This window comes from Hongsoonwoonella zoysiae (genome assembly GCF_013266695.1).
Lineage (GTDB): Bacteria > Pseudomonadota > Alphaproteobacteria > Rhizobiales > Stappiaceae > Hongsoonwoonella > Hongsoonwoonella zoysiae.
Genome location: NZ_JABRXF010000001.1, coordinates 933,236 through 959,890, shown reverse-complemented (window position 1 = coordinate 959,890; position 26,655 = coordinate 933,236). Strand labels below are relative to the sequence as shown.

Annotated in this window: 20 protein-coding genes and 1 tRNA gene (1 of these 21 running past the window's edge); 10 read left to right on the top strand and 11 right to left on the bottom strand. The window is 61.8% G+C overall.

The features are described 5' to 3' along the window. Positions 1–163: 163 nt before the first annotated feature. A complete protein-coding gene (locus HPQ64_RS04465; protein ID WP_172887147.1) occupies positions 164–1,639 on the bottom strand; it encodes a M48 family metalloprotease in 1,476 nt (491 codons plus the stop codon). After that, positions 1,636–2,478 carry a hypothetical protein gene (locus HPQ64_RS04460; RefSeq protein ID WP_172887146.1) on the bottom strand — a complete coding sequence of 281 codons (843 nt, stop codon included), beginning with the start codon at positions 2,476–2,478 and terminating at the stop codon, positions 1,636–1,638. The genes HPQ64_RS04465 and HPQ64_RS04460 overlap by 4 nt, the downstream gene beginning before the upstream one ends. Positions 2,479–2,819: 341 nt before the next feature. On the opposite strand from HPQ64_RS04460, the gene HPQ64_RS04455 reads away from it, so the two are divergent. Further along, positions 2,820–2,896, top strand: a tRNA-Arg gene (locus HPQ64_RS04455). 216 nt (positions 2,897–3,112) lie between these two features. Here HPQ64_RS04455 and HPQ64_RS04450 read toward each other — a convergent pair. The 6 genes from HPQ64_RS04450 to HPQ64_RS04425 form a co-directional block, all read right to left on the bottom strand. Then, positions 3,113–3,925 carry an SDR family oxidoreductase gene (locus HPQ64_RS04450; RefSeq protein WP_172887145.1) on the bottom strand — a complete coding sequence of 271 codons (813 nt, stop codon included), beginning with the start codon at positions 3,923–3,925 and terminating at the stop codon, positions 3,113–3,115. 271 nt (positions 3,926–4,196) lie between these two features. Continuing rightward, positions 4,197–6,809, bottom strand: a complete 2,613-nt coding sequence (locus HPQ64_RS04445; protein WP_172887144.1) for an SH3 domain-containing protein — start codon at positions 6,807–6,809, stop codon at positions 4,197–4,199. Between the two features lie 105 nt (positions 6,810–6,914). Continuing rightward, a complete protein-coding gene (locus HPQ64_RS04440; RefSeq protein ID WP_172887143.1) occupies positions 6,915–9,632 on the bottom strand; it encodes a cation-translocating P-type ATPase in 2,718 nt (905 codons plus the stop codon). Between the two features lie 118 nt (positions 9,633–9,750). Next, positions 9,751–11,532, bottom strand: a complete 1,782-nt coding sequence (gene mdoH / locus HPQ64_RS04435; RefSeq protein ID WP_210260087.1) for a glucans biosynthesis glucosyltransferase MdoH — start codon at positions 11,530–11,532, stop codon at positions 9,751–9,753. Between the two features lie 8 nt (positions 11,533–11,540). Continuing rightward, positions 11,541–11,882, bottom strand: coding sequence for a hypothetical protein (locus HPQ64_RS04430; RefSeq protein WP_172887142.1), 342 nt, complete (start codon positions 11,880–11,882; stop codon positions 11,541–11,543). After that, positions 11,879–13,351 (bottom strand): OpgD/OpgG family glucan biosynthesis protein, encoded by a 1,473-nt coding sequence (locus HPQ64_RS04425; RefSeq protein ID WP_343035913.1) that lies wholly within the window; start codon positions 13,349–13,351, stop codon positions 11,879–11,881. The genes HPQ64_RS04430 and HPQ64_RS04425 overlap by 4 nt, the downstream gene beginning before the upstream one ends. Positions 13,352–13,792: 441 nt before the next feature. Here HPQ64_RS04425 and HPQ64_RS04420 point away from each other — a divergent pair, with 441 nt between their 5' ends. Then, on the top strand, positions 13,793–14,254 hold the full coding sequence (locus HPQ64_RS04420) for a YaiI/YqxD family protein (RefSeq protein ID WP_172887140.1): 462 nt from the start codon (positions 13,793–13,795) through the stop codon (positions 14,252–14,254). Between the two features lie 57 nt (positions 14,255–14,311). Here the strand turns inward: HPQ64_RS04420 and HPQ64_RS04415 are convergent, their stop codons facing one another. Next, complete coding sequence (locus tag HPQ64_RS04415; protein ID WP_172887139.1) at positions 14,312–15,751, bottom strand: FAD-binding oxidoreductase; 1,440 nt, start codon at positions 15,749–15,751, stop codon at positions 14,312–14,314. Between the two features lie 275 nt (positions 15,752–16,026). Beyond that, complete coding sequence (gene gntR, locus HPQ64_RS04410) at positions 16,027–17,070, bottom strand: HTH-type transcriptional regulator GntR (RefSeq protein ID WP_172887138.1); 1,044 nt, start codon at positions 17,068–17,070, stop codon at positions 16,027–16,029. Positions 17,071–17,354: 284 nt separating this feature from the next. On the opposite strand from gntR, the gene HPQ64_RS04405 reads away from it, so the two are divergent. The 5 genes from HPQ64_RS04405 to HPQ64_RS04385 all read left to right on the top strand — a co-directional run bounded on the left by HPQ64_RS04405 (position 17,355) and on the right by HPQ64_RS04385 (position 23,388). Continuing rightward, positions 17,355–18,374, top strand: coding sequence for a TRAP transporter substrate-binding protein (locus tag HPQ64_RS04405; RefSeq protein WP_246270286.1), 1,020 nt, complete (start codon positions 17,355–17,357; stop codon positions 18,372–18,374). 82 nt (positions 18,375–18,456) lie between these two features. After that, positions 18,457–19,056, top strand: a complete 600-nt coding sequence (locus HPQ64_RS04400; protein ID WP_172887136.1) for a TRAP transporter small permease subunit — start codon at positions 18,457–18,459, stop codon at positions 19,054–19,056. Positions 19,057–19,059: 3 nt separating this feature from the next. Further along, on the top strand, positions 19,060–20,385 hold the full coding sequence (locus HPQ64_RS04395; protein WP_172887135.1) for a TRAP transporter large permease: 1,326 nt from the start codon (positions 19,060–19,062) through the stop codon (positions 20,383–20,385). Between the two features lie 3 nt (positions 20,386–20,388). Further along, a complete protein-coding gene (locus HPQ64_RS04390) occupies positions 20,389–21,591 on the top strand; it encodes a mandelate racemase/muconate lactonizing enzyme family protein (protein ID WP_172887134.1) in 1,203 nt (400 codons plus the stop codon). A 111-nt stretch (positions 21,592–21,702) separates the two neighbouring features. After that, entirely contained in the window at positions 21,703–23,388 is a 1,686-nt protein-coding gene (locus HPQ64_RS04385; protein WP_172887133.1) for an FMN-binding glutamate synthase family protein, read from the top strand. Positions 23,389–23,402: 14 nt separating this feature from the next. Here the strand turns inward: HPQ64_RS04385 and HPQ64_RS04380 are convergent, their stop codons facing one another. Further along, positions 23,403–24,167 (bottom strand): glucose 1-dehydrogenase, encoded by a 765-nt coding sequence (locus tag HPQ64_RS04380; protein WP_246270280.1) that lies wholly within the window; start codon positions 24,165–24,167, stop codon positions 23,403–23,405. Positions 24,168–24,476: 309 nt separating this feature from the next. Between HPQ64_RS04380 and HPQ64_RS04375 the strand changes: the two genes are divergently transcribed. The 3 genes from HPQ64_RS04375 to HPQ64_RS04365 all read left to right on the top strand — a co-directional run. Further along, on the top strand, positions 24,477–24,836 hold the full coding sequence (locus tag HPQ64_RS04375; RefSeq protein WP_172887132.1) for a group I truncated hemoglobin: 360 nt from the start codon (positions 24,477–24,479) through the stop codon (positions 24,834–24,836). A gap of 31 nt (positions 24,837–24,867) precedes the next feature. Next, the gene (locus HPQ64_RS04370; protein WP_172887131.1) at positions 24,868–25,905 is read left to right on the top strand and encodes an adenylate/guanylate cyclase domain-containing protein; all 1,038 of its coding nucleotides are present in this window, start codon (positions 24,868–24,870) and stop codon (positions 25,903–25,905) included. Between the two features lie 494 nt (positions 25,906–26,399). Beyond that, positions 26,400–26,655 carry the 5' portion of a porin family protein gene (locus tag HPQ64_RS04365; protein ID WP_172887130.1) on the top strand. It continues 533 nt past the right edge of the window, so the window shows 256 of its 789 coding nt (coding positions 1–256); its start codon is at positions 26,400–26,402; the stop codon falls past the right edge of the window.

Below are 26,655 nucleotides of genomic sequence, written 5' to 3'. Positions count from 1 at the left end.
CCCGGAAGCGCCGCTTCCGGGGTTTTTTGACACTAGAGCATATCCCGCGAAATCTGAGTCGGAATTTGTGACAAGGATATGTTCAAGTTATTGATTCTGGAACGATTTCTTGCCACGAAAGCGACCCCGCTTTCAGGAAAAGCGCTCCGCGCGTCTGGATGGATCAGTCGATGACGATTTTCAGCGGCGTGCCCGCCTCGATGGGGCGGCCCGGCTCAAGCTGATTGAGCACGGTGAAAAGTTCGAGGCGGCGGCTCGGCTCTATTCCGCTCATGGCGACGGCCAAGCGCTCCGGAGTGTCGCCCGCTTTCGCCCGCACGACCCTGATCCGAAGCGGCTGGAGGCGGGCGCGCTCGGTCGGCGTGAGCTGGCGGAAGCTTTGGACCGTTTCCTCATAGGCCCGCACGAATGCATCCTTCGGAGAGCGGGTGGCGAATATGAACCTGTAACCCGTGCGGCCGATGCGAATGACGGCAATCCTGAAGGACCAGCCGTCGGTGAGCGCGGAGGCAGTCACCGCGGGCAGGCCGTTGATCGTATCCGCGCGCACGCTATCGGCGATCAGGCCGTTGATCCAGCCGCTGCGCATATAGGCTTCGAGCGAATCGAATTCCGTCAGGTCCGCGCCGTCGAAGCGAACGGCAGTCCCGTCCGCATGGCTTGCCAGCACGGCTTCCGGCGAGTTTTCAAGGATATAGCCCGGCGGGACGGAGAAACCTATGCCAAGCGCCTTGTGAAGGAACGACCGTCCGCGAATGAAGCCCTCCAGCGGATCGTCGCCATAGAGCATTCCATCGATCTTCGTCAGATACGCCTCGCGGTCTCGCTCGCCGATTCCCGGCGCGCCGATCTGGCGTGCTTCGCGCACGGCAAGCGTCACGCGCTCGGGCGTGGACGGATGGGACGACAGGAAATCGGGAGCGGTCGATGTGTCGCCCTGTGCGGTCAGGAAATTCGAATAAGCCGCCATCGACTTCAGAAAGCGGGCCGCGGCAAAAGGATCGTACCCCGCGCGCGAAAGCGTCCTGACGCCGATCGCATCCGCCTTCAACTCCTGAACCTGGGAGAACCGCGCAAATGACAGCTGCGAAGAGACGAGGGCGGCCCGCGCCTGATCCGGATTGCGCACCACATTGACCAGGACGCGCGAGGCAAGCTCCGTGGCTTCGGCGCGCTGCTGACGCTCGATCGCGTGGTTCGCCGTTACATGCGCCATTTCGTGAGCCAGGACGGCAGCGACTTCCGACGTGTCGTTGGCGAGCGCCAAAAGCCCGCGCGTGACATAAAGATACCCCCCGGGCAGCGCAAATGCGTTGACGGTCGGTGAGTTGAGAATCGTCACCCGATAAGTGCGGGAAGGGTCGTCAGAAGCCTCGACCAACCGGCCGACGACCTGAGCCACGGCGCGTTCGGCGCCCCTGTCCTCGTAAACGCCGCCATAGGTGGCTACGACGCGCGGGTGCTCGCGGGCACCCAGCTCCGCCGCGACGCCCGGACGCAGGGACCCCGGCCGCGCCACGCCAAGCTGCGAGCCTCCGGTGCCTGTCAGCTGACAAGCGCCGACAAGAAAGGCAAGACCCAGCGACGCGAACGCCCTGAGCCAGCCTGAGCGGCGCGAATATAACCTCTTTCCTGTCATTTGCCGACGTCGGATCCCGATGTCAGTTGCTCCAGTTGGGCCGGATGGTCGAGAACGAGCAAAGGTCCCCGGTCCAAAGTGACGAAACCGCGCAGACGCACCCGCTGACCTTCCAGAGCGGCGATATCGACGCCGGCGGCATCAAACGCTGTTTCACGTCCGACATCAATGGTCGCCGTGAAATCGCGAGACCACCGATAGCCGAAATTCAGATAATGTGTCCGTCGGGTTCGCCCAACCGACACCACACGCCCTTCCACCAGCGCGAAATGGCCAACCATACGCGAAATGGCATCCGGGTCGCTGGCGGGCAGGACCGAAAAACGCCGCCAAAGGCCCTTGCGCCCGGCGCGCGCCTTGCCTTCCAGCGCTAAAAGCGGCGTCAGACAATCCACCGTGGACGTTCGCGGATCGACCAAGGCGGCGCCGGATGCGACAAGTTTCGCCGCCAGCCAGGCGCCGCTTTCAAGCTCCACCAGATCCCCCAGCTTCCGCTCCCACCGGTCCGTGCGTTTGGCCTTCCAATGAAACATATAGGGTGCGAATTCGCCTCCTTCGGATATTTCAGCGCCGGAAAACCGCCCGCCCGCCAGAATATCCGCTTGAAGATAGATCTCGCCCGTACCGGTCACAATCGCTCCATCGCGGGAAATGTCCACACCGGCGATCTCAAGGCGGCTCGCCTGCGGCCCGTTGCAAGCATCCGGCAACGCCAGATCCTGTGCCGCAAAGCACTGGACGGTCGAGGTAAACAGCACTGCGATAGCAAATCCGATTTGAATTTTCAGCCCGCACGGCAGGTCTCTTGCCCGGCCCGCAAACGCCCTTTTCGCCTTCATCCCGCTCCTGCGCCACGTCCAGCCAGGGAATTGTTACAACCCTGCGGGGACGCCGATAACCGCCTTCTGCCACTCAACCGGCCCAAGGCGGCATTCCATAGCCCCCGCGTAGAGCGATTCCCTTGCCACATATTGCCACCGATGGTGGCGGCAGCGAGGCAACATTCGCAAATCGACCGCCCAAGATACCGAAATACGCGACCGCGCCCTGACCAATCAATCGCGCCGGCGATGACCGCCCTTCCCGTTATCGAGAACCCCAGGTTATGGTCTTGCGCCTTGAGTCGCGAGACGATACTGGACAGCCGGGATGCGATGGGGCATTTAGGAACCCTGATCAGGGCCCCGTAGCTCAGCAGGATAGAGCATCAGATTCCTAATCTGAGGGTCGCAGGTTCGAATCCTGCCGGGGTCACCATGGCTTTCGCGTACTCAGCGCTTGGCGCAAACGGCGGGCGCATATCCGGTCGAGCGCGGATGCGCCCAGGTGCCGTTGGCCGCGCGAAACACCCTCGCCAAGCCCGCTTCGATTCCTGCCCTCCGACGTGACGTTTCGCGAAAGCGGAGGCGCTTTCGCGAAACGGAAAAGGCCAAGAGACCGATAGTCTCCAACCCACTGCAGCGTTTCAGCGCCTCACGGCTTCAAACGCTCCGCCGGGACTGGAGCATCGTCGTATCCGCCCCAAACCGACTGGTCGAACTGGACAACCGCACCCGTCATCATTCCGCTGTCGTCGGAAGCCATCCAGAGCACGGCCTTCGCCACTTCTTCGGGCTCGAGGATGCGGCCGAAAGGCTTTCCCGCCGCCGCGCGGTCGATGAACTCCGGATCGCCGGTCTCACTGAGAATCAGCGCGCGCTCGTGATCCGAATTCATCCAGCCGATGTCGAGCTGGTTGACGTGAATGCGGTTGCGCATGAGCGCAAAGCCGGCATGGCGGGTGAGCGTGGCGAGCCCGCCTTTCGAAATGGAATAGGGGGCGAGGAACGGCTGGCCCGCGCGCCGCGACGTCGTTCCGATGTTGACGATCCGCCCTTCAACGCCCTCGCGGTCCATCACCTTCGCCGCGTCCTGGATCAGAAAGAACGGAGCGCGCGTGTTCACCGCGATCATGCGGTCGAAAAGTTCCGGCGTGGTGTTGAACATATTGCCGCGGTCGGTCAGCCCCGCGGCATTGACCAGAATGTCGACCCGCCCGAAACGGGCGTCGACCTGCGGAATGATCCCGCGAACTTCGTCGATATCCGCAAGGTCGGCGGCGATCATGATAACGGGTACTCCGGTCGCGGCTTCCAATTCGCCCGCGACCCTTTCCCCCTTTTCAACGCCACGGCCGACAATCGCGATCCCGGCGGCGCCTGCCTCGGCGAACAGGCGCGCGATAGCCGCCCCCAGACCCTGCGTGCCGCCGGTGACGACGGCGATCTTTCCATCGATACGATTCATTTTTAAAACCTCATGATCGGCTGTGGCGGAAACCGGCGGCTTTTCCCAGCGACCGGGCGCGCCGGCGCACACTGAAGATTGCGATCTCGCGGAATATATATTGAAATGATTTTATAATTGCAACAAGTATTGCCATTCCGTCTTGTAAGCAGCACAGGGCTTCAATACGGAAATCCGCAGGAAAGGGCGCGCGAAGCTTTTGCCCGCGCACGATCCGGCCGTCGCGCACCCGGAAAAAACGCCGAAGCCAATGCGCCGGCCGATTACAGGCTCAGCGGCGGCGCCCACCCCCTCGCGCCCGCCCGCCGCCGGACGGCGGTCGGCGCGTTGCGGCACGGTTGCGGTTGACCTGCCGATTGCCGGCCTGCCTTGCGCGATGATCGCGCGACAGGTGCGAGGGCGCTTTTGCCGGTCTCGCGGCAGGCCGTTGCGCGGGACGCTGTGCCGCTGGCCGCTGCTGGGGCCGGTTGGCCGAAGGCCGCTGGGATGGACGGTCTGCTGACGGTCTCTGCGCTGGTCTCTGAGCAGGCCTCTGGGCCGGTCTCTGGGTCGGGCGTTCCGCCGAGGGCCTTTGTGCGGGCCGGGTGGTTGCCGGCCTGTCACGCGACGGACGGCTGGCGATCGCCGCCCCTGTGCCCGCGCCGCCGATGGCCGCCGCCGCACCACCGGCACGGTCGCGCAGTTGCTCCCGGCTTGGCCGGTCCACGCTCGACCAGCGCCCTCCATCGAACTTTTGCCAATTGTCGCCCTGACGGCGATAGACGCTGCCGTCGCGCCCGGCGAATACATCGCCCCGACGGCCCAGGTTGGCGGCACGATTTCCGGCTGACGCCCTGTTCCAGCGGTTCGTCGCGAGATCGCGGCCGGTGGTCCGCGCACGCGCCCATTGCGGACCGCGTGTCACGCCGCTACCCTTCCACGACCCGTAAATACCGTGGCCGCCGACATAGACCCCGCCACGGCCCGTGACCGGGTTATAGGCGGCGATGAAACCTGCCGAGCCGCGCGGACCATAGATACGCCCGCCGCGAATATAACCGCCGGTTCTGGGATTGTAGATCGCGCCGCCCGCGATGCCGCGATAGGGACCGTAGGCATATCCATAGCGCCCGTAGAGCCCGCGAACGGGGTTGTAATAGGCGCCGATGCCATAGGTGACCGGCCTTGGAAAATAGATCCCCGGCCTGTACCAGGGCCAGTTGTACCAGGGCCGATAGCGCCAGCCGGTTCCATAGACGATCGTGCCCCAGGCGAGGAAGCCCGCCAGATAACCCATCGTGTAGCCGAACCAGACGGCGCCCGGCTCCGTTTCATAAACGCGCACATAAGTGGCGTTGTAGACGGGTGACGATGGAGGAATGGTATAGATCTCGTTGGGCACGGACGTCGCGACCTGGAACGGCCCGGCAGGATTGTCCCCGACAAACCAGACGCCGTCCTGCAGCACGTAGTATTTGTCGCCAACCTTGATTACCTGATCGCTGGTGTTGACGGCGTAGGACATCTGCGTGCCTTCGATCGGCTGGAAATCCGGGTCGCCCGCATAGGCCACATCGGCACTCACCGTTCCCGTCTCCACACGCGCGGTGTGCGGAATGCTTGCCTTGAGCCGGGCCTGATCCGCCTCCGACGTTCCGGGTACCGAAGCGCGAACCGAATAATAGGAGGCATCTTCCGGGATGTTCAGGAAGTCCTCCGGAAGGTTCGGCGTGGTGAAGACCCACGGGCCGTCAAGCGAGGCCGACTTGAACCAGCGGCCCGAGACGAGGATGTACCAGGTCTCAGTCTCGGCGAGATAAAAGACGTCGCTTTCCGTGTTCGACGCCCATTCGAGGCGCGTTCCGGGCACTGCTTCGAGCTTCGGCTCACCTTCGAAGACGATCATTTCCGCCGGCCTGTCGGAATAAAACACCTCAGGCGTCGCACCGTCCTCCGGTGGGCTTGGCGGAATGGCGCCGCGCGCATCCGCCCAGTTTTCGTCATTCGGCAGTTTGGTGAGGGGATCGGCAAGGCTGTCCGTTTCCCGCCAGCCCGTGGAAATATCGGTTGTCGTCAGCCACGACTTGTCGTTGCGCAGATAAAGCGATCCACCGTCGTCGAGCTTGAAAACGTCCCAGTTCGTATTGACCACGAAGGAAAGCCCGCTTGCCCCCTTTACCGGGGCGAAGATCGCCTCCCCGTCGGTCTGGACGAGGATCGCGGGCTTGGTGGAGATGAAGATCGGCGGCGGGTCGGTGCCGAGGTCGGACACATCGTCCATGCGCTTGTATTCGGCGAGGCTCGCCGTAATCCGGTCTTCCTTCACCGTTATGGGCCCCGTGGGCACCAGCTTGCCAACCTGGAGCGAAAGGTCCGCCATCGCCTCGCGGTCGAGGGCGGAAAAATTCAACTCCGTAACGGTCAGGTCCTCGATCAGCACATCGCCTTCCTCGCGATCCGCATAGGTTTTGCCGGTGAGGCCGATGACACCGAAAACCGGCGTCGCTCCTTCGCTCGCCACGTATTCGGCTGCGACGAGCGCGTCGAGCGTCCGGAAGTTTTCCCAATCGGAGACTTGCGGCTGATAGAGAATAAGCGTCGCCCCCTTGTCGGTCGTGTAGGTGCGTGGCCAGCCCTGCGCATCCTCATCCTGGGCGTCCGTCATTTGCAGGTAGCTGCCGCTGACAAACCCCGCGTTGCCCTGATAAGTGATGGAGCACCATGCGCCCGTCTCGTCGCAGTCGCCAAGGTCAACCTCCGTGCCCTCCGGCAAGGTTCCAAAGGACTGGAAGCCTGTTCCGGGCCCGGAGCGGAAATTGACGTTGGCTGTCGTCACGGCGGGGGCGGCAAATGCCGTTTGAAGGGCAAGAGCATTGGATACGACAATGGCGATAAACTTGCGCATGAACTCACCCTCTGAAAACTATTTAATAAATCCTATCACCTTCCCTAACGTCGTAAACAGTAATAACAGATTCAACTATTTCAAAATTATAAGGAAATGAAATTCTCATACATCGGAAGGCACGGGCTTTGGCGTCACCTCGCCTCCAAAAAGCGAAGACACTACGAGACCGGCCTGCCCGATCGCCAAGGGCAACAAACTCATGACGCCGGCAAGCAGCAACCCTTCCGCACCCGGCGAGGGAAGCCCCAGGATGGCGGAAAGGCCGGGATGCCAGATTGCCAGCGCGACCAGGCCCAGGCACAGGCCGAGCGCACCCCACACGTAGGGATTGCGTGTGATGTCGTTCAGGAAAACGCCTTGCGCCGCGCGCCTTACGTTGAAAACGTTCCAGAGTTGCGCAAGTGCGAGCGTTACGAACGCAACCGTAACGGCCTCCGCCGGCTCAAGGCCGAACAGAAAGAGCGCCAGAGCGAAGGCGCCCAGCGTTGCCCCCATGATCGTGACGCCAAGCGCCCCTATCAGCGCCCACCGCCTTGCGTCGACGATGGGTTCGCGCGGGTCCCGCGGCGGCTGGCGCATGATGCCCTCCTCCCCACGTCCTAGGCCAAGGGCGAATGCCGGGAATACGTCCGTCACGAGGTTGAGGAAAAGGATCTGCAGCGGCAGGAGCGGCACGGGAAGGCCCGCGCCGACGGCGATGCCGACGAGAAGCACCTCGCTGACGTTGCACGACATCAGGTAGATGACGAACCTGCGGATATTTTCAAAAATGATCCGGCCCTGGCGCATCGCGGCGATGATTGTCGAAAACGCGTCGTCCTTGAGGACCATATCGGCGGCCTCGCGCGCGACCTGGGTTCCGCGCTGGCCCATGGCGATGCCGATATCGGCTTTCCTCAGGGCCGGCGCGTCGTTCACCCCATCGCCCGTCATGGCCACGACATGGCCATTGTCCTGGAAAAGGGATACGAGCTTCAGCTTGGTATCGGGCGCCACGCGCGCGAAGACATCGGCGTTCGACAGGCGTTCGCGCAATTCCGGATCGGTGTTTCGCGGATCGAGATCCACCAATTCGCGGCCCGTGAAAACGGACAGGGCAGACGAGGCAAGGCCCGCCTGTTTGGCGATGTTCGCCGCCGTTTCCGCATGATCGCCCGTCAGCATCACGACGCGCACGCCTGCCTCCCGGCTGGCCTTGATCGCGGCCGGCACGTCCTTGCGCAGCGGATCGAGGAAGCAAACGAGCGCAACGAGCGTCAGCCCTTCGTACGGATTGTCCGTCTCCGACTTCGCGGATTTCATGGCGAGCGCGATCAGGCGCAATCCATCCTTCGCGGCGCGGCCGTTGCGCTCGATCCAATGCTCGCGGTCGCCATCGTCGATGGCCTCGTCGCCTTCATCGGTCAAAACCCGATCGCAGACTTCGATCACGGCTTCGGGCGCGCCCTTGACGGCGTAGAGGTTACCGCCTTCACCGGTATGCACGGTCGCCATCATCTTGCGGTCCGGGTCGAAAGCGTAACGCTTCACCTCCCTGAAACGCTCCGCCAGCGAGGCACGCGTCATCCCGGCCCCGCTTGCCGCCTTCAAAAGCGCGATCTCCATGGGGTCGCCGGTGACAGAACCGTCGGAGCCGTCCCCCAGTTCCGCCGTATTGCAAAGCACGCCTATCGCGAGCGCCTTCGAAAGAGCTGCGTCCTTTTCGGGATCGAGGGTGTCCGTCCCGGCTGAAAATCCGATCTTACCATTACTGCTTTCGGCCTTAACATCCCGCTCCGCCAAAAAATAACCGGTCACGGTCATTCGATTTTCGGTGAGCGTGCCGGTCTTGTCGGTCACGATCAACGTCGTCGCGCCAAGAGTTTCCACGGAGGAAAGGTGCGTGATGATCGCGTTTCGCTTTGCCATGCGCCACATGCCGCGCGCAAGGCTAAGGGTTGCGACGACAGGCAATCCCTCTGGAATGGCGGCAACGGCAAGCGCCACACCCGTCTGGACCATGTCGGCGATCTGATGCCCCCGCAGGATGCCCGCGATGCTGGTGAGGGCCGCGAGCGCGAGGGTGAGCCAGACCAGCTTTTGACCCAGTCTGTCGAGCCGCCTTTCAAGGGGCGAGCTTTCGGAATCCGCGGTCTGCGCAAGCGCGCTGATGCGGCCGAGCTCGGTTTCCATTCCGGTCGCGACCGCAATCCCCTCGCCCGTGCCTTGCGTGACGGCCGTGCCGCCGAAGGCCATGTTCAGCCGGTCGCCGATCACCGTATCGGGCGCGAGCGTCGAAATATCCTTCGTAACGGGCACGGATTCCCCGGTCAGGAGCGACTCGTCGCAGCGTAGGTTCGACGCTTTGAAAATACGCAGATCGGCGGTGACGATGTCTCCGGCTTCAAGGACGACGATATCGCCGGGTACGAGTTCATGCGCATCGACCTCGCGCAGCTTGCCGTCCCGGCGCACGCGCGTGCGAACCTCCGTAAGGCGCATCAGGGCCTCCATCGACCGCGTCGCGCGCAATTCGGTGAAAAATCCGATCGCGCCGTTCAGCAGGAGAACGACGACGATCGCGATGCCCTCGGCGAAGTCGCCGAGGACGAAAGACAGCGCGGCGGCCGCGACAAGCAGCCAGACGATGATGCTTTTGAACTGGTTGGCAAGGATACGGAGCGCGCTCTTCGCTTCCTCCCGGCGGAGCCGGTTGGGCCCGTAAACGCCAAGCCGCCTTTCAACCTCGCGCGAAGCGAGGCCGGTTTCGGGCGCGGCAGCGAGGTTTCCCGCCACTTCCTCCGCTTCCAGCGCGAAGGGAGCCTTCAATTCCTGATCCATGAACCCGGGCAATCCCAACTTGCGTAGGCCGAGGCGAAAATCCGTTCGGATCAGGAAAGGCTATCACCGGACGTACGCGACCGGGGCGACAAAAATTGTCGCATTGCCTGCGAGGATATCAGGCAGCTTCTTGTCGCGGACTCTTCGTCTTGTCCGCCATGAAACGCACGATCGGCTCCGGCTCACGCTCCTGCGGCACCTGGAGAAGGCGGATGCGGCGCGCCGCATCGCCGATTGCGGTCGACGCGGTTGCCCACACGAGAAGGGGCGCAAGCAGAAGCGGCAGCACGATCGGCAGAAGCCAGTAGACCAGTTCCGGGACCTGAGTGTAGGCGAAATAGAGCATCGCTCCGCCGAAAACGCTCATCCACCATGTGCCGAGAAAACTCTCCCTGACCGATAGGGATCCGTCGTCGCGGTCAGTGCTCGGCCAGCCGGAATCCGCGCCGAGCAGCACCTGCATGACCGACCGGCTCTGAAACATCATCAGGATGGGCGCAAGCAGCGAGGTCAGGACAAGCTCTGACACGGCACTCGCGACAACCTGCAGCGGACTTCCATACGCCCTGCCGGTGCCGGAGAGGAACGCGCGAATGACGAGCAGCACCTTCGGCAGGATCAGCAGCGCGACAACGCCAAACAAGAGCGCGAGCGCCATTTCCGTTTTTGGATGGGGGAATACCGGAAAGGGCGACCTGCCGTCGAAATAAACCGGGGGCGGGGCGAACATAGGGGCAACGACGCTTGCCAGCAGGAACAGGAGCCATAGCGGCGAGCACAGATAGGCGAAGATCCCCTGAAGGATGGAAATCCGGCTCCACATCCTGAAGCGGGCCGCCCCCAGCACGCGCGCGTGCTGCAGGTTGCCCTGGCACCACCGGCGGTCGCGCCTGGCGTATTCGATGGCGTTCGAAGGCGCTTCCTCGTATGAGCCTTCAAGGTCGGGGTCGAGACGCACAAGCCAGCCTTCGCGCGCCAGCATCGCCGCTTCGATGGTGTCGTGACTCAGGATATCCCCGCCGAACGGTGGCCGGCCTTCAAGCGCGGGCATTCCGCAGGACGCGGCGAAGGCGCGGGTGCGAACAAGCGCATTGTGGCCCCAGAACGGGCCTTCACCGCCCTGAAGCGCCGCGACCCCGCGCGAGAAAACCGGCGAATAGAAGCTTGCGGAGAACTGCAACGTCCGCCCGAACAGCGTGCGGCGGCCGAGGATCTGCGGCACGGTCTGAAGCAAGCCCAGCTTCGGCTCGCCCTCCATCCGGCGCACCATTTCCAAGATCGTTTCGCCCCTCATCAGGCTGTCGGCGTCAAGCACCAGCATATAGTCGTAAGCGCCACCGGAATGGCGGACGAACTCGGCAAGATTGCCCGCCTTGCGGCCTGTATTCGGCGAACGGTGGCGATAATAAAGCCGTCCGCCCGCGCCAAGACGGACAACGAAACGGCGGTAGAACTCTCTTTCGGCTTCTGCGTTTTCCCGTTTCGTGGAATCGGAAAGGACGTGGAAGTCAAAAAGATCCAGAACGCCGAGCCTGTCGAGCGAGCGATACATGGCCTCAAGCCGGCGAAACACCGCTTCGGCATCCTCGTTATAGACAGGAAAAAGGATGGCCGTGCGCCCCTTTGGCCGTCCTTCGATCCGCCGGACCGTATCCGCCTCGTATAGGAGGCCGAGCAAGGCCGTGCAGCCACCCCAGGCGAGCCAGAAGCCGGTGACCGCGACGAGCGCCACGCGCACGACGTCCAGCCAGTCGAACCCGTCCGCGACGACGACCGTGCCGAACATGGCGGCCGCACCGAAGGTGAGGCCCGCGGCAAGCACGATCGCGCCGATACGCCTGCTCGCGATACGCAGGCGGCCCGTCCAGGACATGAAACGCGACGGCGGGGCGAAGTGCATGGGTTTCCTCAGCCGGTGACGATCCTGCGGATCGTCATCAATATCCGCGAAACTACGCCGACGCGGCGAGGCCGGCAAAAGCTCCGCACCGGCATGACAAGCGGCGCGTGGGGCCGCGGCAGACACAAGACCGAATAAACCCGCGCGCGAACCGCCGGATCCGTTCCGTCATCGACAAGTTCGCCGATGGAACAGGCAGATCCCGCGTCGAGAAGCGCCCGGTGAACGGCGGCGCCGATTTCCTCATCCGTCAGGTCGGGACGGGCGATATCGGAGCGAACGACGCTTAGCGCTTCCGCCTCCGAAAGTCCTGCCTTCGCCGGCAATGCCTGTTTTGCAAGCACTGTCATACCTCTCCGTTCCACTGATAGGACCAGATCTCCGAAACGAGCCTGTTCTCAAGCAATAGCCAGCTCCTGAGTTCTACGGGTGTGTCCGTATCCTCCCGTTCAACGTCCACGATCAACCGCCAGTTCCCCGTTTGCTCGAGTTTTTGCAAATCCTGATGGCGGATTTCGGCGCCGCTTACTTCCGTCTTTGCTGTCAGCGGGCTGTCGACCCCGAGCTTTTCGATGCCGCCGCCCGCGAACTCCACGACGAACTTGCGATGATCCGGGTCGATTTCCGACGCCGCTGTTCCGCCATGGCCGGTCCGCGTCCGGACGACACGCGCCTTGGCCGCGTCGCCTTCCACATCGCCCGCCCACGTCATCCGGTAGCGAAAGGTGAACTCGGCGCCGGCTTCGGCGCGCGCCTGCGGAATCCAGAACGCGGCGATATTGTCGTTGACCTCCCGTCCGGACGGGATTTCCGCTAGCATGACCGCACCCGCACCCCAATCGCCGATTGGCTCTATCCAGAGGGAGGGGCGCCTTTCATAGCGCGCTTCGGTGTCGAGATAGCTGTCGAAGGCCCGGTCCCGCTGCAACAGCCCGAAACCGCGGACGTTCCTTTCGCCGAAGAACGAAAGGCTCAGCTTGCGGGGGTTGGAGAGCGGACGCCAGATCCGCTTGCCATCATCGCGCAGGATCGCCAGTCCGTCGCTGTCGTGCACCTCCGGGCGATAATCGTCAAAGCCCGTATCGTCGTTCTCGCCGAAAAGATACATTGACGTGAGCGGCGCAATACCGAGGCGCGAGACATCATCCCGCAGGAAAAGACGCGCATCGACGTCGACGGTCGTTTCCGCGCCCGGCGAGACGACGAAGGAATAGGCGCCCGCGACGCTGGGGCTGTCCAGCTCGGCGTAAATCCTGATCTCTCGTGCGCCGGTTTCCGGCTTCTCGATGAAGAACCGCGTGAACTTCGGGAACTCCTCATCGGTTCCGGCTGCCGTATCGACCGCAAGGCCGCGCGCGGAAAGCCCGTAGACGTTGCCGCGGCCAAGCGCCCGGAAATAACTGGCGCCGAGAAAGGCGATAAGTTCGTCGCGATAGTCCGTGGTGTTCAACGGATAGTGAAGCCGGAAACCGGCGACGCCGGGCAGCCTCAGCCCGTCGAACGCCTTTTCGTCCAGCGGATGGCGATACTCGAAGTCGGCCGCCGAAAACATCAGTCGCCGGGCGTTGCCGCCGTCCACTTCGAAAATCCGCACAGGCGTCTTGAAAAGCCAGCCCGGATGGAAAGCGTGCAATTCGAAATTCGCATCCCCATCGCCCCAAAGGGCGTTTTGCGGGCGGAAGCGGATTGCACGATGCTGGTCATAGGAGAGGTTCGCGATAGCCTCCGGAATTTCGGAGGACGGCGGATCGTAGGCCTCGTTCGCGCGCTCACGGGCACGTTCGACCAGCCATTCCCAGGAAAATTCGAAGCCGTCCACGGAGGAATTTTCGATTGCCTGGACTGCGGGAACACGAATCACGTTCCCTGCGGAAATCAGTCCGATAATCGCAGAACAATTCGCCAAAAAGGCACGGCGATCCATTACGGCTTCCCTGTTGTCGGTTTATTCACGCCAGGCACATGTCAGCGCCTCACGGTCCAGACGCTCATTCTCAAGTTGCGGTATAAGCTGCGGATTTGAGAAAAATGCGGCGAACCTCAGTCGTTTTGTTGCCAATTCAAATTTTTTAGCGCCTCATTTTCGTGCAAACTCCGCGATCAACGGCTCAACCGGGCTGCTGGAGCATGGTTTCGTTCGAAAGATTGTTCCGCGGGGCCAGGCACGAGCCTGCATTGCAATTCATTTTCAGAGGGCTGCGGATGGATTATTCGATGCCAAAGCTTTTGCAAGAGGCAAATTCGATTGGAGAAGAACAAAATGACGCGAGTGTTCGTCGATGCCGACGCCTGCCCTGTGAAGGAGGAGACGGTGCGCGTGGCCGACCGGCACGGGCTTGCGGTTTTCTTCGTCTCCAACGCCTGGATGCGCCTGCCCGACGGGCGCGAGGTCGAGCGGGTTATCGTGCCGGAAGGTCCGGACAAGGCCGACGACTGGATTGCGGACGAAGCAATGCCGGGCGATGTTGTCGTGACGGCGGACGTGCTGCTCGCCGCGCGCTGCGTGAAGGCAGGCGCGCTGGTGATCGGGCCAACGGGCAAGGCATTTAGCGAAGACCGTATCGGCATGGCGCTGGCCATGCGCAACCTGAATACGGAACTGCGCGAAGCCGGCGTGATCCGCGAGGGCGGGCCCTCCTTCTCGAAGGCCGACAGATCGAAATTCCTGAACGCGATGGAGACCACCGTGCGCGCGGCGAGGCGCATTTCTTCTTCCCGGTAGACAAAAAGGGCCGGCGGTCTTGCCGCCGGCCTATTCTGCGCGCAATGCGACAAACGCCTACTCCGCCGCATGCGACATGGCGTGTGGCGCAATGTTGTGGTTCACCCGGAAAAGGTTCTTCGGGTCGTATTTCGCCTTGATGTCGGCAAGACGGATCATGTTGCCGCCATAGGCGCCGCCCACGCGGTCGGCTTCGTCGTCCGGCATGAAATTCACGTAGACGCTACCGACGGAATAAGGCTCCGCCGCCTTGAAGAAGTCCCGCGCCCAGCGAATGCAGGCCTGGTCCTTCGCCGGGTCTTCCCAGCGCGTGTGCACGTTCATGGTGTAGTGCGACTTGCGCTGCGGGAAGGCGGTGGCATCTTCCGCGACGCGCGCCATGGCGCCTCCGAGATGAGCAACGAAGATCTCGCATCCAGGATCGGGAAGGGCGTGGATCGCCTTCGTCAGGATGTCGATGAAGCCATCGGGGATATCTACGAAGTCGTGGCTCTTCCAGTAGTTGCGCGAGCCCGGCGTCAGCAGCGGGTCGAACGCCGTCTGCCAGCCTACGAAGGGATGCGGGCCTATGACATCGGCGATCGGATTGCCGAGCGAGCGCAGCTCACTGAGCGCCTTTTCGCCTTCCTTCATGTCGCCGCAATAGCAGGCAGCGAAGACGAAAATCTCTTTCCCGTGCCATTCCTCGGGCAGGAACGGCAGGGGCGGCGCCTTGCGGCTGACCGTCCAGATCGTCAGTTCGTCGGGAGCCGCCCGCGCGATCCTGCGGTATTCGCGCAGCAATGCCGGCGCATCCTCGAACGGATGCACGATCAACCCGGACAGGACCTCGGGTCCGACCGGCTTCGCATCGAATTCGAAGGAAGAGACAACGCCGAAGTTGCCGCCGCCGCCCCGGATCGCCCAGAAGAGGTCGGGATGTTCGCTATTGCTTGCACGCACCATGTCGCCGTTGGCGAGAACGATGTCGGCGGATTTCAGGTTGTCGATCGTCATGCCGTATTTTCGCGAGAGCCAGCCGAAGCCGCCGCCGAGCGTCAATCCGGCAATGCCCGTCGTGGAATTTATGCCGACGGGAACGGCCAGAGCATGCGCCTGCGTTTCGCGGTCGAGATCGCCGAGCGTCGCCCCCGGCTCGGCTCGGACGGTTCTCGACTTCGGATCGACGTGAACAGATTTCATGAGCGAGAGATCGAGCATCATCGCCCCATCGACAACCGCATGCCCGGCGATCTGGTGTCCGCCGGAGCGCACGCTCATCAAAAGTTCATTGTCGCGGGCGAAATTTACTGCTTGCCGGATGTCGCTCGCGCCGAGCGCACGCACCACGAGCGAGGGCTTGCGGTCGACCATCGCGTTCCAGATCGTGCGCGCCTCGTCGTAGCCCGGCTCATCGGGCAGGAGAGCACTTCCCCTGAGCGCGCCCCTCAACCCTTCCAATGCTTCGTCGGATACCGATTTCCGGCCGCCATTCAGCGCCTTGGTAGCAATAGTCATGGTTTGGCCTCCCCCTTTTTTGGAGATCCATTGAAGACCTGACCTGTGTGTGGACAACGGCGAAACTCTAATACGAAACGGCCTTAAAAACGAGGCATTTCTTCAAAATAGAATGCAACGTAACCTATTGTTTCAGTCTGACAGTAATCTTAAAGCCTCATTTACATATACCGCAAATTGTATATCGGCATTATATTACATAAAATCAGGTCAACATTATTGACCGTTCTATGGATTATACTGCGTAATTTTTGCAAGCTCATTCCTCACGCACCTCAACCTTTTTCGCCGCCCTGCTCGCGCCTCGCCGTGCTTTCCCGCGCGATCACATCGAAGCCCAAATCGACATTGGCCTCCGCCGACCGTCCCCCTTCTATCGCCTGGATCAGCATGTCCGTGCCGCGCACGCCCATTTCCTCGCGATATGTCCGCACACTCGTGATCGAAGGGCATGACGCAGCCATCATCTCCAGATCGTTGAAGCCGCAGATGCCGAACTCGTCCGGCACGGAAATTCCCTGGCGCTGGCATGCGAAAAGCGCGCCCAGCGCCAGGTCGTCGTTGTTGCAAAGCACGGCATCCAGATCGGGTCGACCGGCCTTGAGCTCCAGAAGCATCCCGCTGCCGAGGGTGACGGTCGACCGCTGTGCGGTGGTACGCTCCAGCCCCTCGTCATACCGACCCGCAGCGCGCAATGCTTCACGATACCCCTCAAGGCGGCGTGCCGTCCGCGGGTCCATCCGCGCGCCGATGAAGCCGATCCGCTCATAGCCCTTCGCGATCAGGTGCTCCGCCGCAGCCCTTGCCGCATCCCGGTGCGAAAAGCCGACCATCATGTCGACCGGATCGGGGCCTGTTTCCATGATCTGAACGACCGGGCAGGCTACGTCCTCTAGAATCTGCCTCGCCTCGTCGGACTGGTCGATGCCCGAAACCATAAGGCCGGCCGGACGCTGGCTGACGAATGTCTGGAGAAGCTTTTCCTCTTCCTTTTGCGAGTAGCGCGAATTGCCGAGCTGGATGCGGTAGTTCGTTTCCTCCACGCGGGCGTAGATGCCGCGCATGACGTCGGAAAACACGTTGTTCGTGACGGAGGGAATGATGACGCCGATCACGTCCGTGCGCTGGGAAGCCAGCGCCCTCGCCGCCGGATCGGGAACGTAGCCCAGGTCGCCGACCACCTGCTCGATGCGTTTGACGACTTCCTTTGAGACCATGCCCGGACTGCGCAGCGCGCGCGAAACCGTGATCGGGCTAACCCCCGCCTCCCTGGCGACATCCGACAGGGTTACGCGTCCGCTTTTGCGCCGTTTCTTCATGGAAGCCACCCATCCTGCCCGATCATTTTACCTCAAAAGCGATTGACAATGATAGCGCTATCATTTTGTTTGAGTTGCAGGACGCCAGTCCGATCCGGGGGAACACGAACCTGACGCTGGGTAAAAAAATCCAATCCTGACAATACCTTGAACACGGCGGTATTTGAAGGGAACGGATTTTTGCGGCTGGCAGTCCAGTTTCCGGCCGGACCACGTTCGCTCTGCCGCCACTAAAGGTTTCAAGGCCCGCACCGCGGTGACTTATGAATAAAGGAGGAATGCCCATGTTGAAATCCCTCGCCAGGATCGCGCTCGTCGGCGCGGCGGCGCTGTCCATCACATCCGGGGCGATCGCTCAGGAATTCAGCTTCAAGTTCCAGTCGAGCGACCCCGCCGGCAACCCGAACTTCGAACTCAAGAAGGACTGGGCCGAGCGCGTCAAGGCCATGTCCGGCGGCCGCCTGGAAATCGAGATGCTTCCGGTCGGCTCCGTCGTCGAGCACAACGAGACCCAGGACGCCGTTTCGGCCGGCATCCTGGACGGTCACATCACCGACACCAGTTATTTCGCCGGCAAGGATCCGGCCTTCGGCCTGATCGCCAATCCGGTCGGCGCCTGGTCAGATCCCTCCGAAATGCTCCGCTTCGTCGAATATGGCGGCGGCAAGGAGCTGATGAACGAGCTGCTGGAGCCGCGCGGCCTACATTTTATCGGCGCGACGACGCCAGGTCTTGAGGCCTTCATCTCCAAGAAGCCGCTCAATGGCGTTGCCGACCTCAAGGGCCTGAAGATGCGCGCGCCGGAAGGTCTGGTGCAGGAGGTTTTCGCGGCCGCCGGTGCCGCGCCGGTCAACCTGCCGGGCTCGGAGGTTTTCACTTCGCTTGACAAGAACGTCATCGATGCTGCGGACTACACCGTCTTCTCCACCAACCAGGCGCAGGGCATGCACGACGTGGCCAAGCATCCGGTCTATCCGGGCTTCCACTCCATGCCGCTCGTCGAGGTTTCGATGAACAAGGACAAATGGGATGCGCTGCCTGACGATCTCAAGGCCATCCTCGAGGTTTCCGTCCGCGATTTCGCCCGCGACATGACCTCGCAGCTCGCCATGAAGGACCTCGTGGCGGTGGCCGAGGCGCGCAAGGGCGGTGACATCACCATCCACAACTGGTCGGCCGAGGAGCGCGCCAAGTTCCGCGCGATCGCCAAGGCGCAATGGGAAAAGGTCGCGTCGCGCTCCGACAACGCGCAGAAGGTCTATGACGTGCTGACCAAGTACCTGACGGAGCAGGGCCTCCTGTAATCAGGACCCCCGACCGAAAGACGACGACAGGCCGGCGGCGGCATCATCGCCGCCGGCTTTTTCCCGGAGAGAGGATGCGACCATGACCGATCCGGACGCACATCCGCAAACACCCCCGGCAGCGGACGAAGGCCTCGCCGAGCGCGAGATCAAACATGCCGTGCCCGAGGCAGGCCTGATCGGCAGGGTGATCGACCGGCTGGGTATCGTCTTTGCCCTCGGCATCATCGCCGCCATGGCCATCCTGATCATGGAAGTGGTGCTGCGTTACGCCTTCAACGCGCCGACGATCTGGGCGCATGAGACCACGATCTTTCTTTGCGCCATCGCCTTCGTCTACGGCGGCCTCTATAGCGCCGCGCGCGACAGCCACATCCGCGTCGTCCTCGTTTACGACTACGTGCCGAAACCCGTTCGCCGTGTTCTGGACGTGTGCATTTCGCTTGCCTGCATGGTGGCGGCGCTTTTCTTCGCCTACGCGAGCGTGCTGATGGTCAAAAAGGCGGTTCTCTTGCCGGACGACAGCTTCCGGCTCGAGACGAGCGGAAGCGCCTGGAACCCGCCGACGCCGGCGCTGCTGAAAATCTTCCTGCTGGTCGTGATGGCCGTGATGGCCGTTCAGTTTCTCGTTCTTTCCTGGAACTACGCCCGCGGCATGGGCGCGAAAAAAGAAAAAGCCTGACCCATGGATTTTCTCGACCTCGGCTTCAGCCTGAAGGACCTCGGCATCGAGTACGGCACGCTGGCGATGTTCGCCATGCTATTGACGCTGCTTTTGACAGGCATGCCGCTCGCCTTCGTCACGCTTCTCGTCGCGCTCATTTTCACGCTCGGCTGGTTCGGCCCTCTCGCCGTACCGCTCATCACCAGCCGCGTCTTCTCCTTCGTGTCGTCCTTCGTTTTCGTGTCCGTGCCAATGTTCGTGCTGATGGCGGCGATCCTCGACAGGTCGGGCATCGCGCGCGACCTTTTCGACGCAATGCGCCTCGTCGGCGGCCGGCTTCGCGGCGGCGTGGCGATCCAGACGATCTTCGTCGCCGTCATCCTCGCGGCAATGAGCGGCATCATCGGCGGCGAGGTCGTGCTTCTCGGCCTCATCGCCCTGCCGCAGATGTTGCGCCTCGGTTACGACCGCAATCTCGCCATCGGCGTCGTTTGCGCCGGCGGCTCGCTCGGCACCATGGTGCCGCCGTCGATCGTGCTCATCATCTACGGGCTGACGGCGAATGTTTCCATCGGCGACCTCTTTACCGCCGCCTTTGCGCCGGGGCTGATGCTGGCGGGATTTTACGTCGCCTATGTTCTCATCCGCTCCTATCTGAACCCCGCGATCGCCCCGATACCCGAGCCGGATGACGTTCCCTTCGCCGAAAAGATCGTGCTCCTGAAGGGCCTCGTCCTTCCGCTCATGGTCGTCGCCTTCGTGCTTGGCTCCATCTATGGCGGCATCGCATCGGTAACCGAGGCCTCGGCGATCGGCGTCTTCGGCGTGACCATATCCACCATCCTCAGGCGCGAGTTCTCCTTGAAGCTGATGAAGGACGCGGCCCTTCAGACCCTTGCCACCTGCGGCATGATCGTGTGGATCGGCATCGGCGCGAGCGCGCTCGTCGGCGTATTCAACCTGATGGGCGGCATACAGTTCGTCTCCGGCCTCTTCACCGGGCTGTCCGACAATCCCACGGTCGTCCTGCTCTTCATGATGCTCGTGCTCTTCGTGCTCGGCATGTTCCTCGACTGGGTGGGCATCGCACTTCTCACCATGCCGATCTTCGTGCCCATCATCACGCAGCTCGGTTTCGATCCGGTCTGGTTCGGGGTACTCTTCTGCATGAACATGCAGGTCTCGTTCCTGTCGCCGCCTTTCGGGCCGGCGGCCTTTTACCTGAAGAGCGTCGCCCCGGCGAACATCTCGCTCGGCGACATTTTCAAGTCGCTTTGGCCTTTCATTTGCCTGCAGGTACTGGCCGTGGCTATCCTCATCGTCTTCCCGGGCATAACAGGGCGGTAAGCGATGAAGATCACCGGCGTCGAAACGATCCGCCTCGACGAGTTTCCAAACCTCGTCTGGGTGCGGATCGCAACCGATGCCGGGATCTTTGGCCTTGGCGAAACCTTCTTCGGCGCAAGCGCGGTCGAGGCCTATATCCACGACTGGTGCGCCCCCAAGCTGATCGGGCGCGATGCACTCGCCATCCAGGCGCGCGCCAACGAGATGACGGATTATCTCGGCTGGCGCGGCGCGGGCGTCGAGACCCGCGCCTATTCGGCGGTCGACATCGCTCTTTGGGATATCTTCGGCAAGGCGCATGGGCGCCCCATCGCCGACATGCTGGGCGGAAGATCGCGAGATGCGATCCGCACCTACAACACCTGCGCGGGCTACAAATACGTGCGTGACGCAAGCGCACAGACCGTCGCCAACTGGCACGCCGGCGAAACGGACGGCCCTTACGAAGATCTTGAAGCTTTCCTGACGGATGCGGGCACCCTCGCGAAATCCCTTCTCGACGAGGGCATCACGGCCATGAAGATCTGGCCGTTCGACATCGCGGCGGAGCGAAGCGGCGGCTGGGATATTTCGCCCGATGAACTAAGAGGGGCTCTAAAACCCTTCGAGCAGATCCGCGAGGCGGTGGGCGAGGCCATGGACATCATGGTCGAATTCCACTCGCTCTGGTCCCTGCCCATGGCGAAGAAGCTTGCCCGTGAGCTTGCCCCCTTCAAGACCTATTGGCACGAGGATCCGTTCCGCCTCGACAACATTGCGGACCTCAAGGACTACGCCGCCTCAACGGAAGCCTTCGTCTGCGCATCGGAAACGCTGGCCTATACGCACGCCTTCCGGGAATATCTGGAAAGCGGGGCGGCGGGCGTGGTCATGCTCGACCTTTCGTGGTGCGGCGGGATTACGCAAGCCCGCAAGATCGCCGGCATGGCGGAAGCCTACAAGGTGCCCATCGCCCCGCACGATTGCACCGGGCCGGTGGTCTACGCCGCGTCCTGCCAGCTTTCGCTCCATGCGGCGAACGCGCTCATTCAGGAATCCGTGCGCGCGCTTTACACCGGCTGGTACACGGAAGTGGCGACCGGCCTTCCGACGGTCGAAAAGGGCTTCATCACGATCCCGGAAGCGCCCGGCCATGGCGTAGACTTCCGCGATGACGTTTTCGAGCGCCCCGACCTGAAAAGGCGGCTCAGCGGCAGGCTCGACTGACGCGCCGCGTTTGATCTCCCCTCGCGCCACGCAACCCTTACGCAAGGTTTTCTTGTGTCTAATGGCCGCGTGCGTTTGAATCGCCACGCAGTCACAAGGGACGGACCGCCGATGAACGACCCCGAAAGCGTGCTTGCCGCCTTTTCCGGACGGAACGGCATGTGGCGCGGCATCGCCCCGCTCGCCGCTATTACGGCTGGCGTCGTGTTTATGATCGCCGGCTTTTTCGATAGCGGCTGGTGGATCGGGTTTCTCGTATGCCTCGCGGTCCTTGCGGTTGCGCTGCACGACGTGCGGCAAAGCGGCTATGCGGTCTTGCGCAATTATCCGGTCACGGGCTGGATCCGCTATCTGTTTCAGGCGCTCAGACCTTACTTGCGCTCCTATATCGTGGAAGGTGACCTTGAAGGACGCCCCTTCAATCAGGATCAGCGCAGTCTCGTCTACGAGCGCGCTCGCGACGAGGAGGACAACCACCCGTTCGGGACGGAGCTGGACGTCTACCAGTCGGAATACCGCTGGCTCGCCCATTCCATGGCGCCGGTCGAGCCGGAAAGCGAGGATCCGCGCTTCGAGATCGGCGGGCCGCAATGCGCAAAGCCTTATTCATCCTCGATTCTCAACATCTCGGCGATGAGCTTCGGCTCATTGTCGGCACGCGCCATTGAGGCCTTGAACACGGGCGCGCGCATGGGCGGCTTCGCCCATGACACGGGCGAGGGGTCGATAAGCCCGTACCACCGCAAGGGCGGCGGCGACCTGATCTGGGAAATCGGCTCGGGCTATTTCGGCTGCCGGGCGAAAGACGGGAGCTTCGATCCGGAAAGGTTCCGGGATGCGTGCGACGATCAAGTGAAGATGATCGAGATAAAGCTTAGCCAGGGCGCGAAGCCCGGCCATGGCGGTATCCTGCCGGGCACAAAGGTGACGCGGGAAATTGCGGAAACGCGCGGCGTGGTTGAGGGCGAAGATTGCATATCCCCGGCGGCGCACAGCGCTTTTTCAACACCTCGCGAGATGGTGGAATTCGCCGCCCGCCTGCGTGAACTTTCCGGCGGCAAGCCTGTCGGCATCAAGCTTTGTGTCGGTCATCCACATGAGGTCTTCGCCGTCATGAAGGCGATGTTGGCGGCGGGTATCTATATGGATTTCATTGTCGTGGACGGGGCGGAAGGAGGAACGGGGGCCGCTCCGGTCGAGCTTTCCAACTACGTCGGCCAGCCGCTTTACGACGGTCTTGTGATCGTGCGGAACGCGCTCGTCGGTTCGGGCCTGAAGGACAGGATTCGCCTCGGCGCCTCCGGCAAGGTCTATTCCGGCACCGGCATCGCGCAGACGATCGCGCTGGGTGCGGACTGGGCGAATGCCGCGCGCGCCTTCATGTTTTCCGTCGGCTGCATTCAGTCCATGCGCTGTCACGAAGGCACATGCCCAACGGGCGTCGCGACGCAGGACCCGCGCCGACAGCGCGGCCTTGTCGTTGCCGAAAAGGCAGTGCAGGTCGCGCGCTTCCACCGCAAGACGGTGGCGGCCGCCACCCATATCGCGGGCGCCGCGGGGCTGAAGCGCATTCACGATCTGGAGCCGCACCACTTCTTCCACCGCATCAGCCCGACGGAGGCACGAACCGTCGACCGGATCTATCCGTTCATAGGCATCAACCAGCTTGTCGAGGCGCCGGAGGAAACGCCCTACGATTTGTGGTGGCAGGCGTCAGATCCGGACACATTCGCCATGGCGAGGGATGTTGCGGAGGCGCATCGTGCGACCGGCCTTTCCGGCTTTCAGCGTATTTGACGCGGACCTTCCGCTCATCGCGCGGTAACGCCTCCATCGATCACCATTTCCGAACCGGTCACGAAGGCGGATTCCGGCGACAGGAGATAAGCGACCATGGCCGCGATTTCCTCCGGCCTGGCAATACGGCCAAGCGGGATCTGCCGCTCGAGAGACGCGCGGGCGCGCACAGGATCTTCCGCGCCGTCGATCAGATCGTCAACCATCGGCGTATCCACGAAGGCCGGGTGGACGGAGTTGCAGCGCACGCCGTTCTTGCATCTGGCGCAATACAGCGCGACGGACTTCGTAAGCAGGCGCACGCCGCCCTTCGAAGCATTGTAGGCGGCGAGATTATACCCGCCGATCAGGCCGGAAACCGAGCTCATGTTGACGATCGAGCCGCCGCCCGTGTCCTGCATCAGTGGAATCGCATGCTTGCAGCCCAGGAAAGTCCCGTCGAGGTTGACGGCAATAACCCTTCGCCACATGTCGAAATCCGTCTCCTCGACGGTTCCAGCCTCCAGGCAGCCCGCGCCGTTGACGAGCCCGTCCAGTCTCCCGTGGCTGTCCTCGATCTCGTCGAAGACCGCGATCCAGTTGTCCTCGTTGCGCACATCCAGCGGCATCGCAATCGCCTGCGGGCCGATTTCGAAAGCCGTTTCCTCAGCCGCCTCCAGGTTGACATCGGCAAGGACCACGAAGCCCCCTTCGTCCGCGCAGCGCAAAGCGCATGCCGCGCCGATGCCCGACGCACCACCCGAAATCAGGATAACCCTGCCTTTCAAGCGATCCAGCATGTCCGATTGATCCACCCGAAGCCGACCGGCGAATTCTAAGACCATTCGTAGATTTTTCGAGGCTTATGCAGACAGGATCGCGCCACTTTCGGTAATTCCCGACGCGGAAGAAGAAACTGGGACGGTTCTTGTCCGGTTCCACTCCGTTCACTGCCGCAATACGGCTTTGTTCGGCTGGGCTTTAGCATTTCTCCGACGCGACTATGGCAGAATCCTTAATACTGACGTATCGTTATTTTCCAGCTATCGGCATGAAAATACAAAGGAACGCCCGCAGGCCGGAACCAGCGGGTGAAGGAGGCGCGGAATATGGCGTTATCGCTTTTCGAACGCCTGGGTGGCTTCGCTCCGGTGAGCAGGATCGTACTGAACTTCTATTACAAGGTAGAGGAATCGGAAAACCTTGCGAAATATTTCGAAGACGTGGAGATGGGCCGTCTGATCGACCATCAAACCAAGTTCATGGCAAGCCTGATGGGCGGGCCAGCCAGTTACGACGACGCCACCTTGCAGCGCATTCACGAACCGCTCAGGATCACCGAGGAAGCATTCGAGGAGATGGCGAGCGTCCTGCAGGAAGCGCTTGAAGACTTCGACTGCACACCGGAAGATGTGGCTTCCGTCCTGCAGGAATTCAGGCGCCGGCGGCGGATGGTGGTGCACCCATGACCGGCCGCGGCGATCTCTGGCGGAGCCGGACATGAACCTGGAACGTTTCAACGAACTTCTGTTGAAGTCCATCGGCGTGGGTCTGGCCGTTGCCGATGCCGAAACCTTCGAGGTGCTTGTCACGAATGACTGCTGGGACGACTGGTTCGGCAAATCCGGGAAAACGACGACCCTCAAGGAAGTCTTTCCCGAATTTGATGTGGAGCGGCTACAGCAGCGCCTCGCTGCCGAAAAACCTTACCTGCTGGATGCCGCCGCGCCATCGGGCAAACGCAAGATCAGCCTGACCGCGAAGATAAGCCGACACAGCCGCAACGATCTCGACGTCCTCATGGTCGAATGCCAGAACGTCACGAAGATCAAGGAAATGGAGTACATGATCCAGTCGTACTCCAGCATGGTCGAAAAGCAGAACCGTGAGCTTCGCCGCGAGAAGGAACGCGTGGAGAAGGTTCTTCTCAACATTATGCCGAAGACGATCTACGACGAATGGAAACAGTTTGGCGTCACCGCGCCGCAGCGCTACGACAATGTCTCAATTCTGATGCTGGATTTCGCCGGTTTCACGGACATGGCCGTAACCGAGGATCCGCCGGCGCTGATATCGGAACTCAACGACATCTTCACCTCGTTCGACCGGATCGTGGAACAGTTCGGTTGCGAACGGCTAAAGACGGTGGGCGATGCCTATATCGCGGTTTCCGGAATTTCCGAAGCCTCGCCGGATCACGCCAGCAACATCGCCGCCGTGGCCTTGCGGATCCTGCACTTCCTCGACCGGCGAAACGTGACCCATCATCAGACATGGCGATGCCGAATGGGCCTTGCGACCGCCCCGGTCGTCGGGTCGATTGTCGGCGTGCAGAAATACGTTTACGACCTGTTCGGGCCCGGAATGAATTTGGCCGCAAGGCTGGAAGCGCTCGCCGACCCCATGCAGATCCTCCTGCACGAGGAATTCCGCATGCTTTTGGACCGCAGCTTCGTCGTGAAGGAAATCGGCCCGGCAAAAATCAGGGGCTTCAGCGAAAAAACGATCTTCGAACTCGTCGGCAGCGACGAGCTATAGGGGTTGGGAAAGCAGCAGTCCATGCTGACCGATGCGTTTCTGGGTCTCGGCGCTCGGCATGCCAGTTTATGTTCCCGCGAGACCTCATCCCGTGTAGTCCGGGCCGGGCTTGGCTGCAAGGTTATCCGAACTGATACTGGGCACTGCGAGCCACACGGAAGGCTTTGATATTGAGAGAATTTTTATTTTAAGGCTAATGCCGCGCGGCCAATGAACGATCTGAAACTATTCCTCGGAAAGGAAGACCCAATATTGCACGTTGGGCGAAATGTGCGCTCTTCCGGTCTTGCTTGCAAGATTTGGGCAATCGCAAGTGAGATGGGATACTCATTTACCGTGATGACAGCAATGTCACATCCTCGCGATAGTGTATCTTTTACGTTACATCAATCCTTATTTTTCGAGCGTATCCTATCATATACGCAACGGAAGGTATGGCGATGAAAGTTATTCCGTTTAAAAATTTTTTTCGATATGGAGTTTTCGCCTGCTCGGTGGTTAGCCTCACCTTAACGGTTTTAACAGGCTTTGCCCAAGCTGCCGATCTTCCCGCGGCGGAGCCGGCTCCGCCGCCTGCCGCAGTAGAGGTCGATACCGGTTGGACCTTCACCTTCGCACCTTACCTTTGGGCGTCGGGTATCTCCGGCAATGTTGCGACATTGCCGCCCGCACCTCCTGCAAGCGTCGACGAGAATTTCATCGATATTCTCAAGGATCTGAAGTTCGCAGGGATGGTCTTCGGCGCTGCGA